This window comes from Phenylobacterium deserti, from assembly GCF_003254705.1.
Classification (GTDB): Bacteria; Pseudomonadota; Alphaproteobacteria; order Caulobacterales; family Caulobacteraceae; genus Phenylobacterium; species Phenylobacterium deserti.
In genome coordinates this window covers 393,322-408,340 of the sequence record NZ_QFYR01000004.1, presented here as the reverse complement: position 1 = coordinate 408,340, position 15,019 = coordinate 393,322, and the positions used below count along the sequence as shown (strand labels likewise).

At 67.5% G+C, this 15,019-nt stretch carries 13 protein-coding genes; 9 read left to right on the top strand and 4 right to left on the bottom strand.

The window, feature by feature from the left end; genetic code table 11:
• From DJ018_RS16715 to DJ018_RS16695, 5 genes are all read left to right on the top strand, one after another.
• Positions 1-274: adenylyl-sulfate kinase (locus DJ018_RS16715; RefSeq protein ID WP_133254321.1), on the top strand; the 274-nt coding region annotated here is incomplete at its 5' end.
• Between the two features lie 116 nt (positions 275-390).
• Positions 391-786 (top strand): hypothetical protein, encoded by a 396-nt coding sequence (locus DJ018_RS16710; RefSeq protein WP_111516104.1) that lies wholly within the window; start codon positions 391-393, stop codon positions 784-786.
• Positions 783-1,004, top strand: coding sequence for a helix-turn-helix transcriptional regulator (locus tag DJ018_RS16705; protein ID WP_111516103.1), 222 nt, complete (start codon positions 783-785; stop codon positions 1,002-1,004). Before DJ018_RS16710 ends, DJ018_RS16705 begins: the two co-directional genes overlap by 4 nt.
• On the top strand, positions 998-1,552 hold the full coding sequence (locus DJ018_RS16700; RefSeq protein WP_111516102.1) for a DUF7010 family protein: 555 nt from the start codon (positions 998-1,000) through the stop codon (positions 1,550-1,552). Before DJ018_RS16705 ends, DJ018_RS16700 begins: the two co-directional genes overlap by 7 nt.
• A 127-nt stretch (positions 1,553-1,679) precedes the next feature.
• On the top strand, positions 1,680-2,642 hold the full coding sequence (locus DJ018_RS16695) for a nitrilase family protein (protein WP_111516101.1): 963 nt from the start codon (positions 1,680-1,682) through the stop codon (positions 2,640-2,642).
• Between the two features lie 46 nt (positions 2,643-2,688).
• On the opposite strand, the gene DJ018_RS16690 is transcribed toward DJ018_RS16695, so the two are convergent.
• The 3 genes from DJ018_RS16690 to DJ018_RS16680 are packed head-to-tail and all read right to left on the bottom strand — an operon-like array spanning position 2,689 to position 6,937.
• On the bottom strand, positions 2,689-4,491 hold the full coding sequence (locus DJ018_RS16690; RefSeq protein ID WP_165842958.1) for an ATP-binding protein: 1,803 nt from the start codon (positions 4,489-4,491) through the stop codon (positions 2,689-2,691).
• 5 nt (positions 4,492-4,496) lie between these two features.
• Positions 4,497-4,970 carry a YfiR family protein gene (locus DJ018_RS16685; protein ID WP_165842957.1) on the bottom strand — a complete coding sequence of 158 codons (474 nt, stop codon included), beginning with the start codon at positions 4,968-4,970 and terminating at the stop codon, positions 4,497-4,499.
• A gap of 29 nt (positions 4,971-4,999) precedes the next feature.
• On the bottom strand, positions 5,000-6,937 hold the full coding sequence (locus DJ018_RS16680; RefSeq protein WP_111516098.1) for a TOL_0244 family TonB-dependent receptor: 1,938 nt from the start codon (positions 6,935-6,937) through the stop codon (positions 5,000-5,002).
• A 240-nt stretch (positions 6,938-7,177) separates the two neighbouring features.
• Here DJ018_RS16680 and DJ018_RS16675 point away from each other — a divergent pair, with 240 nt between their 5' ends.
• The 4 genes from DJ018_RS16675 to DJ018_RS16660 all read left to right on the top strand — a co-directional run bounded on the left by DJ018_RS16675 (position 7,178) and on the right by DJ018_RS16660 (position 13,224).
• Complete coding sequence (locus DJ018_RS16675; protein ID WP_111516097.1) at positions 7,178-8,419, top strand: cation:proton antiporter; 1,242 nt, start codon at positions 7,178-7,180, stop codon at positions 8,417-8,419.
• Positions 8,420-8,543: 124 nt separating this feature from the next.
• Entirely contained in the window at positions 8,544-9,551 is a 1,008-nt protein-coding gene (phnD, locus tag DJ018_RS16670) for a phosphate/phosphite/phosphonate ABC transporter substrate-binding protein (RefSeq protein ID WP_240609586.1), read from the top strand.
• 10 nt (positions 9,552-9,561) lie between these two features.
• The gene (locus DJ018_RS16665; protein ID WP_111516095.1) at positions 9,562-10,659 is read left to right on the top strand and encodes a glycerophosphodiester phosphodiesterase; all 1,098 of its coding nucleotides are present in this window, start codon (positions 9,562-9,564) and stop codon (positions 10,657-10,659) included.
• Positions 10,660-10,764: 105 nt separating this feature from the next.
• Entirely contained in the window at positions 10,765-13,224 is a 2,460-nt protein-coding gene (locus DJ018_RS16660; RefSeq protein WP_111516094.1) for a TonB-dependent receptor, read from the top strand.
• Between the two features lie 201 nt (positions 13,225-13,425).
• On the opposite strand, the gene DJ018_RS16655 is transcribed toward DJ018_RS16660, so the two are convergent.
• Positions 13,426-14,655: a Gfo/Idh/MocA family protein gene (locus DJ018_RS16655; protein ID WP_111516093.1), complete on the bottom strand. Its 1,230-nt coding sequence runs from the start codon at positions 14,653-14,655 to the stop codon at positions 13,426-13,428.
• Positions 14,656-15,019 lie beyond the last annotated feature (364 nt).

Sequence of the window (15,019 nt, the reverse complement as noted above, 5' to 3'; positions counted from 1 at the left end):
TATCTCGCCGTTCCGCGCCGAGCGGCGGATGGCCCGCGAGCTGCTGGGCGAGGGCGAGTTCGTGGAGGTGTTCATCGACACCCCGCTGCAGGTGGCCGAAGAGCGCGACGTCAAAGGGCTCTACAAGAAGGCCCGGGCCGGCGAGCTGAAGAACTTCACCGGCGTCGACAGCCCCTACGAGCCCCCGGAGAACCCCGAGATCCGCATCGACACCACCCAACTCACGCCGGAAGCGGCGGCTGAGCTGATCGAGGCTTGTCTGGCGCTGAGCTGAGCGTCGAGAGCAGGTGTCGACAACATACAGTCCTCGAGCTGGGCTGCGCTCTGAAATGTGCGGTTGACCTAACATCTAAGCGTGTTAGGTTAACCTCACATCATCGGAGAGGCGTCATGGTTCTTGTGCCGTTCCCCGGCGGCTGGCGGTATGTCGCCGGCGCCGTTATTGGCTGGCTAGCCTTCCTTGGTCTGATCGCCCTGGCGGTGTTTGGCCGCTCACAGGGCTGGCCGGCGCCCGTGCTGGTGCTGATCGCCCTGGGCCCCGCCGCGATCGCGGCACGTCAGTTCCGCCTCGCCTGGCGACTGGTGCGGGACGAGGACGAGTTCGTCCGCGGCCTGCTGGCCCGCCGCATGCTGGCGGCCGCTTCGGGGGCCATCGTCCTCGCCATCGCGTGGAGCGGCCTGGAGATGGTGGGCGCGCCGCACCTGCCGGCCTGGCTGCTTTATCCGCTGGTCTGGGGGCTGTTCGGCATGGTCACGCCGCTGATCTCTGGGACCGCCCGGCCGTGAAGAACCGGCTCAAGGCGCTGCGCGCCGCACGGGGCTGGACGCAAGAGCAGCTCGGCGCCCAGGTGGGTGTCTCCCGCTTCGCCATCAACGCTCTGGAGACTGAGCGGCACGATCCCAGCCTCGACCTCGCCTACCGTCTCGCCGCCACGTTCGAGCTGCCGCTGGAGGAGATCTTCAGCAACCCCCACCGAACGGCGGGGAAGGATGGCGCATGCTGATCTCCCAGGCCCAGGACGAGATGCGGCGGGCCTATGTCGGCGGCGGCCCAGGCGTGCTGATCTCCAGCGCCGTGTGGTTGGCCGCCGCCGCCGTGGCGCTGGGGCAGGGCGCACGTTTCGGCTTCATCGCTCTCTACTTCGGCGCCATGGCGATCCACCCGCTGGACAAGCTCGTCCGCAGCCTTGTTTTCAATCGTCCGGCGGAGCGTCCGGACAACCCACTGCGGCGGGCGGCGCTGGAGAGCACCTTCGCCATGATCGCCGGCCTGCTGGCTGCCTGGCTGATCCTGCCGCGCGCGCCGGAGTTGGCATTTCCGATTGCGGCGGCTGTGGTGGGCGCGCGCTTCTTTCTGTTCCGGACGGTGTTCGGCGACGGCGTCTTCTGGCTGCTGGGCGCGAGCCTCCTGGGCGTCGGAGTCGCCGGAGCCCTTGTACCAGCTTTGCGCCCGGCCACGGCGCCGCTTGCGGCGCTGGTCGAGCTTGGCTTCGGCCTGGTGCTAACCGCGCGCGCCGTGCGCGCCAGCAAGATCCGCACCCTGCCGGCCTGAAGCGGCGCGCCACGTACACGATAGCTGAAGTTGCTCGCTGGCGGCTGTGTCGCAATTCGACACTCAAGTTGAGTTCGCATCGGCCGGAGCTGCGCCTAGACGGGGCCGACATGGAAGGAGGCAACCTATGCATCTGAAGTGCGCAGCCGTTCAGTTCGAGCACACGCCCGGAGACCGAGCCGGCAACCTCAAGAAGCTTCAGGTGATGGCGCGGCAGGCTCATGCCGCCGGCGTCAAGGTAGCGGTGTTTCCGGAGATGTGCCTGACGGGGTACTGGCATGCGCGCAACCTCGATCTCGCCGGTTGGCGCGCGTTGGCGGAGGCCGTTCCGCACGGTCCTTCAGCGACCGCCCTGCGCGATTTGGCAGGCGAACTCGACATGGCGATCGGCGCAGGCCTGGTTGAAGAGGATGCGGACGGGCGCCTGTTCAACACCTATGTGGTCGCGCTGCCGAATGGGGAGATCCACCGCCACCGGAAGATCCATGCTTTCGAGAGCCCCCACGTCTCCAGCGGTGACAGCTACACCGTGTTCGACACGCCCTGGGGCGTGAAGCTCGGCGTGCTGATCTGCTGGGACAACAATCTCGTGGAGAATGTCCGTGCGACCGCCCTGCTGGGGGCGGACATCCTGCTGGCGCCCCACCAGACCGGCGGAACAGACTCCCGCAGCCCGCATGGCATGAAGCCGATCGACGTGGCGCTCTGGCGAGGGCGTCGTGAAAACCCGCAGGCCCTGATATCCGAATTCCAGGGCGAGAAAGGCCGGGGTTGGTTGATGCGCTGGCTGCCCGCTCGGGCGCACGACAACGGCATCTTCGTCATCTTCGCCAATGGCGTGGGTGAGGACGACGGCGAGGTGCGCACAGGCAACGCCATGATCCTTGATCCCTATGGCCGCGTGGTCGCCGAGAGCACGGCTCTGGAGGACGACCTCGTGGTGGCGGACCTGGACCTTGACCTGCTGTCGATGGCCACCGGACGGCGTTGGATCCGCGGCCGCAAGCCTCACCTCTACGGGATTCTGACCGTGCCTCTGGGACACGAGCTCACGCCGCAGGAGGCGCGCTTCTCCGACGTCCCTGTCTGAACGACCCGGCGAAGCATCCGAGAAGCACCCCGGGGCAGATCTTCGCCTAGGGTGTCCGGGGTTCGGCTGCCGCCCGATCAAGGACGCGGCGGACCTTCTCCGCAAGCTGCTCGAAGGTGAACGGCTTGGTGATGAGGTCGACTCCTGGATCGAGGCGGCCATGGTGGACGATGGCGTTCCGGGTGTAGCCCGTGGTGAAGAGCACCGGCACATCGATCTTGCGCTCGGCGACGGCGTCGGCGAGCTGGCGTCCATTGTAGCCGCCGGGCAGGATCACATCCGTGAACAGCAGGTCGGGGACGAAGCCGCTGTCCAGGCAACCCAGGGCGGCGTCGCCGTCGCGCGCCACGCAGACTTCGTAGCCGAGTTCGCGAAGGATGCCGGCCGAATAGCTGCGAAGGTCGTCGTGATCCTCGACCAGGAGGATGCGTTCGTCGCCGGTGAGCAAGTCGGTGTTGATGGGCTGCGCGTCCTCGGCCAGCGCTTCCTCTCCAAGCCGACGCGGCAGGTAGATCTTGATGGTCGTTCCGACGCCCACCTCGCTGTAGATCGCCACGTGGCCGTGGGACTGGCGAACGAACCCGTAGACCTGGCTAAGGCCAAGGCCCGTGCCCTTGCCCACTTCCTTGGTGGTGAAGAAGGGTTCGAAGACCATGTTGAGGATCTCGGGCGGCATACCCGAGCCGGTATCGGTGACCGCGATCATGACGTACTGGCCGGGCGTGAGGCCTTCCGGCACCTTGTCGGCGTAGGCCTCGTCGAGGGAGGCGTTGGCCGTCTCGATGGTGAGCCGCCCGCCCTCCGGCATGGCGTCGCGAGCGTTCACCGCCAGGTTGAGGATCGCGTTCTCGAGCTGGGCGGCGTCCGCCTGGATCCGCCAGGCGCCGCCGGTGAGCACCGTCTCGAGCTCGATGGTCTCGCCCAGGGCGCGCCGAAGGAGGTCGCCCATGCCCTGCACGAGCTTGTTGGGATCCAGTGTCGCCGGCTGGAGCGGCTGGCGGCGCGAAAAGGCGAGGAGGCGCTGGGTGAGGGTGGCGGCGCGCTCGGCGCCGTGCAAGGCCATGTCCCGGGCCCGCATCATGCGAGCGGACTCCGGTCCGCCGGGCAGCTTCGCCAACTGGCGTCCAATGGTTTCCAGCCCGCCCATGATCACCGTGAGCAGGTTGTTGAAGTCGTGCGCCACGCCGCCGGTGAGCTGGCCCAAGGCCTCCATTTTCTGGCTCTGGCGTAGCGCCTCCTCGGCGCGGGCGCGTTGCGCCATCTCGTCCTGCAAGCGGGCGTTCGCCGCCTCCAGCTGTCCGGCCCGCTGCTCGAGTCGTAAGGCCATGCGCCCGGCGAACCACAGCAGCAGGGTGGCGATCACGGTCATGAGTCCGATTGCGGCATAGCGGCCAAGGACGCGGAGCAGCGGGTCGGGGGCGGCGACAAGCCGGACCCAGCCAAGGTGGACCCCTTCTTCGATAACCGGTCGGGTGACAACAAGGCGGCCCTGCACACGTCGTGCGCCCGGCTGCAGCGGCAGCTTCTGGAATTCGGAGCTCGGACGCAGCGCCACCTGCTCGCCACCCATGCCATAGACGATGGCTTCGGCAATCTCCGGGTCGCGCTGGAAGGCGCGCAGGTTCTGGAGAAGGGTCGGGCGATCTTCGAAGGCCAGGGGGGCGGAAACCGCTCCGGCGAAGATGTCGGCCTGGACCCGCGCCGCGTCGGCCGCCTGCGCCCGGAAGTCGAGCTCGCGCAGGACCCCAAGGATCAGGCCAAGCGCGAGAAGCGCCACCGCGCTGAAACGCACGATGTTGAACTGCCGCCGTTCGGTCCGACGAACTCGGCCGAGGGCCTCTGATTCCATCATGCTCATTGGCGTACCGAAAGGGCGAGGGCGAGGAGCTTGGAGCTGAGCTGCAGATGGCTGCGGCTCGCCTGAAGGGTGTCGACGTGGAAGCGCACCCGCTCGCCTGCGACAACGAAGTGGATCATGCCGCGCGTGGGGCCGGCCCCGCCATCGGTGATGGTCAGAACCGGAGCTCCCGCGACAATCGCCAGCGCATCGCGGACCGACTGGCGGGCGCCGCCCGTCGCGTAGACGACGTGGCAGCCAGAGGTCGGCGTGACCACCGCGAGACGACGGACCACCACGCGCACGGCGGCGCTTCGCTCGATGGCGGAGCCGAAGCTATCCGGGCCTACGATGCAGACGTTGAGCGGTGCGCCATCCGGCAGTCCCTGAACGAAGGCGGGGAACTTGGTGATGAAGGCGGCCTTGATCGCTGCGTCCGAAGGCTGGGCTCCGGCCGGCGCGGCGCCGCCCGCAGCCAGTGCGAACGCCATCAATCGTACAAGGAGCGCCTTGGCTCGCATCAGCGCGTCCAGCGAACGCTCAGATAGACGCTGCGGGGGACCTCCGAGCGACGCTGCTCGGTGGCTTCGGCGTGCCGCTCATGAAGCAGGTCGCGTCCGACCACCGCCAGTTCCACCCTGTCGCTGACGCGCCAGGCGAGGCGAACATTCGCCTCTGCATACGCATCCACGCCGACATAGCCGGATGCGCCCAGGCGAGGAGCGTCGTCATAGAGGCGACCTGTAACCGTCAGGTCGACGGCCTCAGCCAGGCGGAACGTCGAGCCCGCTTTCAGCCAATAGCTGGGATCGGCGCCGGCGGCCTCGAAAGCCGCAACATCAAGGCTGCCCGGCTTTAGGTCGAAGTCCTTGCGCAGGATGGAGCCGCCCAGGTTCAGTCGCCACCAGGGGGTGAGCTCAGCCTCGGTCCATGCCTCGATACCCCAGGTGCGCCCCTCCATGGTGTTGCCGACAAAGATCGGCGGGTTGCGGCCCGGCACGAACTCGTTGGTGCGCAGTTCGTCGTAGTCGTGCAGGTAGGCCGTCACCGACAGGGTGGCGGCTTCGGTGAAGCGGCCCCGATAACCCGCTTCATAGGCGATCAACTTCTCAGATCCCATCAGCCCGGGCTCGACGAGGCCCGCGATGGTGAAGTCCCGCTCGATCCGCGAGGGGTTGCGGATGGCGCGCGAGGCCGCAGCCCAGACGAACTGCCGATCCGAGATCCGCCAGCCAAGGCGGGCGCTCGGCATCCATTCGGCCTTGGTGTAGTCGTTCGTCTCGAGCTTGACGCCAAGCGTGAGGTCCAGGGCGTCGGTGAGCGCCACATGGTCCTGCAGGAAGACGTTGCCGATGTCGACCTGCCGACGCGGCGGCGAGAGCAGCTGGGGCTCGGTAACCGTCCGGAACTCGTCCTTGGTGATCCGGTAGCCCGCGCCCACGACCACCGCATGGCGGCCGAGATCAAAGGCGTGCTGAGCGTCCACGGACCAGACCCGCAGTTCGTCGTGAATGCCGCGGGCTTGCCGTTCAATCTGGTCGTAGTAGCCCTGGAGCTCGAAGGCGCCTCCAAGGACGGGGGCGCGCCAGCGCCCCAGAACGTTTCCGCCGCGCACATAGCCTGCGCCGAAGCCCAGGCTCTGGTCGATGTCCGCGTCCTGCAAGTCGCCCTGCAGCGTGAGGGTATGGGCGCCGAGCAGCCAGTCGGTCCGGAAGCCCGTCTGCCAGCCCTCCCAGCCGTCGTTGGCGCTGGATCCGTCGGCGCGGTCTAGGTCGCCTCGGCTGAAGGCGGTGGCGTAGATCCGGCCCGCACCGTGGGCGCCGAGGCTTCCGCCGGCGCGCACCCGCACGTCGCTGTCCAGCGTTCCCACCGAGCCGGCGGCCAGCAAGCCGCGGGTCTCGAAAGCACTTCGGGTCGTTACGCTGACCACGCCGTTGACGGCGTTCGCGCCCCAGAGCGTTCCGGCAGGGCCGCTGATCACCTCGATGCGGTCAAGGTCGTCCAGCACCAGATGGTGCTGGTCCCAATCAACCCCGGAGAAGAGCGGCGTATAAAGGCTGCGGCCGTCCATCAGCACGAGCAGCTTGTTGGCCGACTCGAAACCCGCGAAGCCGCGCGCCGTGATCGAGTAATCGAGCGCGTCGATCCGCATCACTTCAAGGTTGGGAGCCAGGCGCAGGGCCTCAGGCAGGGTCTGCGCGCCGACGTTCCTGACCGCGTCGGGGGTGATCACATAGACCGAAGACGCCGCAGTGTTCAGGCCTTCAGGACGCTTGGAGACAGAGGTCACCCGGATCTGGGCAAGTTCATCCAGGCTGAGATTCGACAGCTCGTTCGCTTGTTGCGCCGTGTCCACGACCTCGGCCGCCACAGCAGGCGCCGCGATAAAGAAGGCCGCAACCATGCCGATCGCGGCGGAACGGCCCGCGCCACACGCATCCAACCCCGGAAGCCGCATCCAGCCCTCGTCCCCAAGCCCCCCGGCTTGCGGCTGCGCTTAGCACATCGCTCCGACATGTCGAATCCGGGGCTTTCACCGGTTGGGCAAGGGCGTCGAGCTGGTCGGCGACACCGGCAAGGCCCTGCAGACGATCGTCGATCAGGCGCCGCCTGGGCGCACCTCGATTCCGACGTGTGGCGGACATTCGCAGAACCGACGGGAGCGTTGCGCGCTTGAGGTCTGAAGTGGAGCCGATGCTTGTACGAGTTCTCCAGTTATCACGTGCTGCTTGCCGCGCTGGGGCTCGCCATCATCCTCGCCTATTGGCTCCCAAGGTTCTTCTCCGGGCGCGAACCCGCCGCGTCCGCCTTGCTCATCGGATTAGGCTGGCTGCTGTTCGGCTGGATCCCGGACCTGCCGGAAGCCATCAGCCCCATCGCGACGCCCAAACCGTGGGAAATCGTCAGCGAACTGTGCGTCATCGCCGGGCTGTTCGGCGTGGGTCTGCGGATCGATCGCGTGGGCGATCTGTCCCGTTGGGGGCCGACCGTGCGTCTCCTGGCCTTGGCCATGCCGCTGACCATCCTTGGGATCGCTGCATTGGGTTGGCAGGTCGCCGGCATGACGATCGCCGGCGCGCTGCTGCTCGGATCGGTGCTTTCCCCGACCGACCCGGTGCTGGCGGGTGATGTTCAGGTCGGCCGCCCCACGGAGGGCGGCGAGCATCCCGTGCGTTTCACCCTCACGACCGAGGCGGGTCTCAATGACGGACTGGCCTTCCCGTTCGTGCACCTGAGTTTGGCCGTGGCGGCCGCCGCGAGCCTCACACCTGACCTGTTCGCAACCTGGGCGGTCCGAGACGTGGCTTACCGGATCGTGGTCGGCGCCGCCTGCGGGGCCGGCATAGGCTGGCTCCTTGGGCAGGTGCTGTTCCGATTTCCCCGCGACAACGCCTTGGCGAAGACCGAGGCCGGCGTCTTCGCCCTTGCGGGGGTCTTCGTTGCGTACGGGCTGACGGAGCTGGCGGAAGGGTACGGATTCATCGCCGCCTTTGTCTCGGGCGTGACCCTGCGACGGGTGGAATCCGACCACGCGTTTCACCGTCGGCTGCATGACTTCTCCGAAGCCGTCGAACATGCCCTGACGGCGATCCTGCTGGTTGGGCTCGGCGCCGCCATGCCCGCCCTGATGAGCAACCTTGATCTCGTGAGCGCTCTGATCGGGCTGGCGCTGATCTTCGGCATACGCCCAGTCGTCGGGCTGTTGTCGCTCGCCGGAACGAGGCTGCGGAGGCCTGAGCGCCTCGTGGTGGCCTTCTACGGCGTGCGGGGCGTCGGCTCGGTCTACTACCTGAGCTACGCCGGCAGCCACATGGAGCTGGCCAACGAGGCGCAGCTTTGGGCCATCACCGCCTTTGCGATCCTGGTCTCGACCGTCATCCATGGCTTTTCGGCCGCGTTCGCTGTGGAACGGGCGACCGGCGAGACGCAGAGCGGCTGAGCTCCGTCGGCTTGCAGGACGTCGGGCGAAGCGGCGCTCGCCCGCCGCCCGGTCGGCCAGCCTGCCGTCGTCATGGCCTTGTCATGGCTTCAGCTTAGGCGCAGCGCGCATGGATTGCGCCTTGATGAGCAGACGTATTGTCCGGGCGGTCGGCCTGGCGCTGGCGGCGGCCGTTCTGGCAGGCTGCGGGGAGGCCCAACCTGAGGCCGCAGCTCCCGTCCTCCACTTCTCGATCGTCTCCACGGAGAACGCCCAAACTCAGAGCCAGGAGTGGGGGCCGTTTCTGGCCGACATGGAAAAGGCCACTGGCATTCGGGTGGAGCCGTTCTTCGGCAGCAACTACACCACCGCCATCGAGGCGATGCGCTTCAAGCAGACCGACCTCGGCTGGTTCACCAATCAGTCGGGACTTGAAGCCGTGCGACGAGCCGGCGGCGAGGTCTTCGCGCGCACCACCAAGCCGGATGGCGCGGACGGCTACCAGTCGGTGATCATCGTCCGGAAGGGCTCGGGCCTGACGCTCGACCAGCTCCTGTCCTGCGATCGGCGCTACGACTTCGGGATGGGCGACGCCAAGTCCACCTCCGGCACGCTGGCGCCGCTGACCTACCTGTTCTCGCCCCGGGGCAAGACGCCGACGGAATGTTTCGCGACCGTGCGCTCGGCGAACCACGAGGCCAATCTCTACAGCGTCGGAGCCGGCGTGCTGGACGCCGCCACCAACAACACCAACTCCATCCGTCGCCTGCGCGCGGTGGGCAGCCCCTCGTCCGAACGGACCTTGGCCAACATCGAGATCATCTGGCGCTCGCCGACCATCCCCGAGGACCCGCTGGTCTGGCGAAAGGACCTCGACCCGAAGATGAAGGCCAAGGTGCTGGACTTCCTGCTGACCTACGGCGTGGGCGACACGCCCGAGGCGGCGCGGCAGCGGGCCGTGCTCGCCCGCATCCAAGTTGGCCCGTTCCGCAGGGCGGACGACCGTCACCTTCTGCCCGTTCGCGAAATGGAAGCTACCCAACAGCTGATCGCAGCGCGCAACAGCGGCGACGCCGCCGGCGAGGCGGCGGCGGGCCAGGCCCTGACAGACATCGCCGCCCAGCGTGCGGCGCTGACCGCATCCTCCAACTAGGAGCTTCTGCATGAGCCTGCGCGTCCTGCGCCGATCCGTCGTGGCCGCGGCTGCGCTGGCCGTCCTGCCGCTAGCGCTTCAGGCGGCGGAGGCCCGCAAGCCGCCGCTCGTGATCGCCCACCGCGGCGCTTCGGGGGAGCGTCCGGAGCACACGGCCGCCAGCTACCGCCTGGCCATCGCCCAAGGCGCCGACTTCATCGAGCCGGATCTGGTCGCCACCAAGGACGGCGAGCTGGTGGCGCGCCACGAAAACGAGATCAGCGCCACCACGGACGTCGCCGCCCGCCCCGAGTTCGCCAGCCGCCGGACAACCAAGACCATCGATGGTCGACGCATCGAAGGCTGGTTCACCGAGGACTTCACCTTGGCCGAGCTGCGGACCCTGCGCGCCCGCGAGCGTCTGCCGCAGCTGCGCGCCGGCAATGCGGCGTTCGATGGGCAGGAGCCCCTGCTGACCTTGCGCGAGATCATCGCACTCGCCCGGAACGAGGGACGCAAGGCGGGGCGCCAGGTGGGCGTCTACGCCGAGCTCAAACATCCGAGCTACTTCGCGGGGATCGGCCTGCCGCTGGAGCCGCGCCTAGTCGCAGTTCTGAAAGAGGCGGGGCTGGCGAGCCGATCGGCTCCGTTCATCGTCGAGAGCTTCGAGCCCAGCGCGTTGCGCAACGTGCGGGCGCTGGCGCCGGTGCGGACCGTGTTCCTGATGGCTCCGGCCGGAGCGCCGCCGGACAGCCGACAGACGGGGGACGAGCGCACCTACGCCGATTTCACACGGGCGGGCGCCCTGCGCGAGATCGCCGGCTTCGCAGACGGCATTGGACCGGACAAGCAACTGATCGTGCCGCGCGACGCGGCGGGACGTTCGCAGGCGCCGACGCGCCTGGTGGAGGACGCCCATGCCGCCGGTCTGTTCGTCCACCCCTACACCTTCCGCAGCGAGAACCTGTTCCTCCCCGTGGAGCTGCGGGCCGGCGAATCGGCGAATCCGTCCGCGCCAGGAGACTGGAAGAGCGAGTACCTGACCTTTTTCCGCCTCGGCGTGGATGGGGTGTTCAGCGACTTTCCGGCCGCCGCCGTCAGCGCACGCCGCGATTTTCTCGCGCAGTAGGGGGGCAGCTGGCGCTGTCGCAATAGCGTTGCCGGACCGTCGCATCAGCGTCGCCCGGTCCGCCTATTCCGCCCCCGCCCGCAGAACAGGGCGAGGGGGATAGACATGCAAAGTGGTTCTTGGAGCGGCCGTCGCGCCTGGCTGTGGTGCGGCTCGGCGCTTGCCGTGTTTCTTGCGACCCAGGCCTATGCGGCCGACGTGCCGGCGGCGGCGGACGCCCCGCCCGAGCCGACCGGCGTCGCCGAGGTCGTGGTCACCGCCGTCAACGAGACGCGCTCCACCGTGGCCATGGAAAGCGAACAGATCCAGCGCGTCCTGCCGGGCGCCAGCCCGCTGAAGGCGATCCAGTTCCTGCCGGGCGTGATCTACCGGACTGCGGATCCGTGGGGCAACAACGAGCAGAACCTGTCGCTGTTCGTGCACGGCTTCTCCACCCAACAGCTCGGCTACACGCTCGACGGCGTGCCCCTGGGCGACCAGCAGTACGGCAACTACAACGGCTTGTCGGTGTCGCGCGCGATCAGCAGCGAGAACGTGGCCCGGGTCAGCCTGTCCTCGGGCGCGGGCTCGCTGGGCGTGGCCTCCACCAGCAATCTCGGCGGCGCGATCGAAACCTTCAGCCGCGAGCCGTCGGCGGAGCAGAACCTCAACCTGCGCCAGACGCTCGGCAGCTATGAGGCGAACCGCACCTTCGCCCGCGTGGACACCGGCCAGCTCGCCGGCGGCTGGCGCGGCTACATCTCCTACCTGCACCAGGACCAACAGGCCTGGGACTTCAACGGCCACCAGCGCGGCCACCAGATCAACCTGAAGGTTGTGCGGGACGACTCACACGGAACGCTGACCTTCTATGCCGACTGGCAGCAGAAGGTTGAGCCGAACGAAGACTCCACCGCCTTCGGCAACGCCCAGACGGCGGCGGCGCGGAACTTCACGCCCTACACCCGCCCGTTCATCTATCCGGACATGGCGGCTTGCACGAGCCGTCTGACGGGCGGCCCCGGCACGCCTCCGCCGGCGGAGGGCAACAACTTCTCCAACTGCTTCAGCGCCGCCCAACGCGAGGACATCCTGTCCTACCTGCGTTACGAGTGGCGTCTGGCCGAGAACCTCACCTGGACCAACACGGTCTATTATCACTACAACTACGGCCGCGGGATCGTCGCCGGCCCGGTGAACACCGCCGGCCTGCCGGCCCTGTTCGCCACCTACTATCCGAACCTGGTGGTCGGCTCGGCGACCAGCACCGCGACCCTGACCAATATCGTCAACCTCTTCGGCGGCAGCGGCAACGCCGTGCGCACCACCGAATATCGCATCAACCGCGGCGGGGTGCTGTCCAACCTCGAATGGCAGTTGGGCAGCCATCAAATCGAGGCGGGCGTCTGGTTCGAGCACAACGAGCCGGCGCAGCACCGCGTCTGGTACCCGATGAGCCAGGCGAACAACAACCTCACGCCCTATGACGTGCCGCGGGGGCCCAAGGCGCTGACGCAGTACGCCGCCGAGTTCTACGTCAACGACATCCAGCTCTACATTCAGGACCAGTGGCGCGTCCTGCCGAACCTGCTGCTGCAGGCCGGCGTGAAGTCGAGCCTCCAGGACGCCAACGGCAAGTTCCCGGTCAATCAGCGCAACCTGCCGACGGTGGCGGTGCCGGTGCAGTATCCGACGGGCAGCATCGAATCCAACGAGTGGTTCCTGCCGCAAGCGGGCCTGCTCTGGGACGCCACCGAAAACGAGCAGGTGTTCGTCAACGTCCAGAAGAACATGCGCCAGTTCATTCCGTACGGCGCGGGCAGCGGGTTCTATGGCTTCTCGGCTTGGAGCCTCGGCACCCAGTCGGCTTTCGACCTCTTCAAGGAGACGGTCGATCCGGAAACGTCCTGGACCTATGAAGCCGGCCTGCGTACGCGCCGCAACCTGGCCCTGGGACCCGTCACCGGCCTAGACGGCCAGGTCACCGTCTATCACGTGAATTTCCGCGACCGGCTGCTGAACATCGCGCCGTACAACTTCATCAACCCGGCGCCCGCGATCCTCGCCAACGTCGGCGGCGTGACCACCGATGGCATCGACGTGGCCGGCACGCTGAGCTTCGGCGAGCACCTGCACCTGTACAACGCCGTCTCGTACAACAAGTCGAAGTACGACAGCGACTATCAGAGCGGCACGACCGTGGTGAACGGCGTTTCCACTCCGGTCACCGTCGCCACCAGCGGCAAGCAGGTGCCGCTCACGCCCACCTGGATGAACAAGACGATCCTGCGCTTCGACATGGGCCGTTTCGAAGCCGCCCTGTCCGGCGACTACATCGGCAAGCGTTATGTGACCTATCTGAACGACCTGTCGGTGGACTCCACCTTCACGGTCGATCTGCAGGCGAGCTACCGCTTCGAACTCAGCGACGGTCCAGTGAAGAACCTTCGGCTGAGCGTCAACGTGACCAACCTGACCGACGAGACCGGTGTCTCCACCGCCGCGGTGACGGGCAACTCCGGCGGCTATGCAGCCTTCCCGCTGGCGCCGCGGATGGGCTTCATCACCCTGGAAGCCGACTTCTAAGACCAAACGCCGCCGCGTCCGCAAAGCCGGATGCGGCGGCGCCGTCCCAGGCACGGGGTCAACCCGGTCCCGCCGGCGGCCAAGGCTTGCTCACCTGGCCTTCCAGGTCAGCTCATAGAGCACGCGAAAGCCATCGTCCGCCGCTGGCGCGCCCCGGGAACCGACCGGTCTGAGGGCGAGCTTCGATGCTCTCGAGGAGCGTCAGCTTTTCCTTGTTCCGTCGGGATTGAGCATCACTGTCCGACCGGTCTCGGCCGAAGCGTAGATCGCTTCGATCAGTCTGAGGTCCCGCAGACCCATCTCGCCGGGCGTCTTGATCTGCGTGCCGTCGCGGATCGCGTCGGCGAAGTGATCGAGTTGACGCGCGAACTGGACGGTCGACTCGGCGGGCCCGAACTCGCGCCGGTCCCGGCCCGTCTCAAGCACCATGCGGTTGCCGGAATAGCCGGTCGCCGGATCCATGATCAGCGAACCGGTCGTGCCGCGGGCCTGGACGATGTTGCCGCCTGCGGAGTCGTAGGAGGTGACGAGTTGCGCCACAGCTCCGGACGGGAAGCGCAGTTGCGAGGAAACATGGGCTAGGATCTCCGCAAAGCGCGGGTCGCCGGCCGGTCGGAAGCCGGTGGCGCTGATGCTCTCCGGCATTTCGCGCGCCAGATAGAGCGCCGCCTGCAGACCGTAGATCCCGTAATCCTCCAGCGGACCCCCACCGGCCAAGGCGCGGTTCACCCGCCAGTTCTCGCTCGGGCTCGTCGGGCCCATTCGATAGGATTGCTCCGTCCGCAGAAGCCGGAGTTGGCCGACGGCGTTCTGCGCCATCAGCTCCATGGCTTGCATGTTGTTCGGCTCGAAATGCGAGCGGTAGGCGATCATCAGCTTCCGGTTGGCGCGCCGGCCTGCCGCGATCATGCGCTCGCACTCGGCGCTCGAGAGCGCCATCGGCTTTTCGCACAGCACGTGCTTGCCCGCCGCGAAGGCCCGCTCGGTCCAGTCGGCATGCAGCCCGCTGGGCAGGACGATGTAGACAGCGTCGACCCGGCGGTCCGAAGCGATCTTCGCGAAGTTTTCGTAAGAGTAGCGAGACTCCGGCGGAACCCCGTAGGCGTCGCCCACCTGTCGCAACTTGTCGGGGTTCCCGGAGACGATCGCAGCGACATGCGCCCGCGCGGCCTGGGAGAACCGCGGCATCATCTGGTTGAGCGCATATCCGCCCAAGCCGACGATGGCGAAGCCCACGCTGTCCGCCCGCTTCGGAGTCGGCCGGGCCTGGGGGAGCGCGACGTTGTTCGGCATCGGCCGGCCGGTGGCTTGAGCACTGCCGGGCCGCTGAAGGAGCGCGGCCGCCGCACCCGTAGCCATGACCAAGGACGCCGCCGCCGCTCCCGCACCAGCCTCCATGAATCGCCGCCGTGTGACGTCATGCTCGCTCATCGCGCCTCTCCTGTTCTGGCTCCTGAGGGTATTGTTGGTCAGTACGCACGACGAGTCGATCTTTGTCGGCCCGGTGGGCGGTTAGACGCCTCGGTCGTGCATCTTCAACCTATGCCGCCTGTCAATTGCGAGTAGGCGGACAAGTCGGCTTCCCGGCGGCACACCCGATCCTGGCGCACAACCAACCGGCGCTCGTCCGAGGTGGGGCGAAGCTGCCGCTGCTCGCGCTGATCTTGCGTGGCGCCGACACTCAGTGTCGGGACCACTCAAGACTGTCCGGCGGCTCCTTCGGTTCTCTGCCCACCACCACTAAGCTGGGCGCCTGCTCACCACTTAGAACTGGCTCAGAGCGAGCCGGGACCAC

What these genes read in the sequence shown, in the direction of transcription:
- DJ018_RS16680 (WP_111516098.1), bottom strand. Translation starts at nt 6,937, where the DNA reads ATGCGGCTTCCGGGGTTGGATGCGTGTGGCGCGGGCCGTTCCGCCGCG.
- phnD (WP_240609586.1), top strand. Translation starts at nt 8,544, where the DNA reads ATGAGCAGACGTATTGTCCGGGCGGTCGGCCTGGCGCTGGCGGCGGCC.
- DJ018_RS16690 (WP_165842958.1), bottom strand. Translation starts at nt 4,491, where the DNA reads ATGGAATCAGAGGCCCTCGGCCGAGTTCGTCGGACCGAACGGCGGCAG.
- DJ018_RS16665 (WP_111516095.1), top strand. Translation starts at nt 9,562, where the DNA reads ATGAGCCTGCGCGTCCTGCGCCGATCCGTCGTGGCCGCGGCTGCGCTG.
- DJ018_RS16660 (WP_111516094.1), top strand. Translation starts at nt 10,765, where the DNA reads ATGCAAAGTGGTTCTTGGAGCGGCCGTCGCGCCTGGCTGTGGTGCGGC.
- DJ018_RS16695 (WP_111516101.1), top strand. Translation starts at nt 1,680, where the DNA reads ATGCATCTGAAGTGCGCAGCCGTTCAGTTCGAGCACACGCCCGGAGAC.
- DJ018_RS16710 (WP_111516104.1), top strand. Translation starts at nt 391, where the DNA reads ATGGTTCTTGTGCCGTTCCCCGGCGGCTGGCGGTATGTCGCCGGCGCC.
- DJ018_RS16655 (WP_111516093.1), bottom strand. Translation starts at nt 14,655, where the DNA reads ATGAGCGAGCATGACGTCACACGGCGGCGATTCATGGAGGCTGGTGCG.
- DJ018_RS16700 (WP_111516102.1), top strand. Translation starts at nt 998, where the DNA reads ATGCTGATCTCCCAGGCCCAGGACGAGATGCGGCGGGCCTATGTCGGC.
- DJ018_RS16685 (WP_165842957.1), bottom strand. Translation starts at nt 4,970, where the DNA reads ATGGCGTTCGCACTGGCTGCGGGCGGCGCCGCGCCGGCCGGAGCCCAG.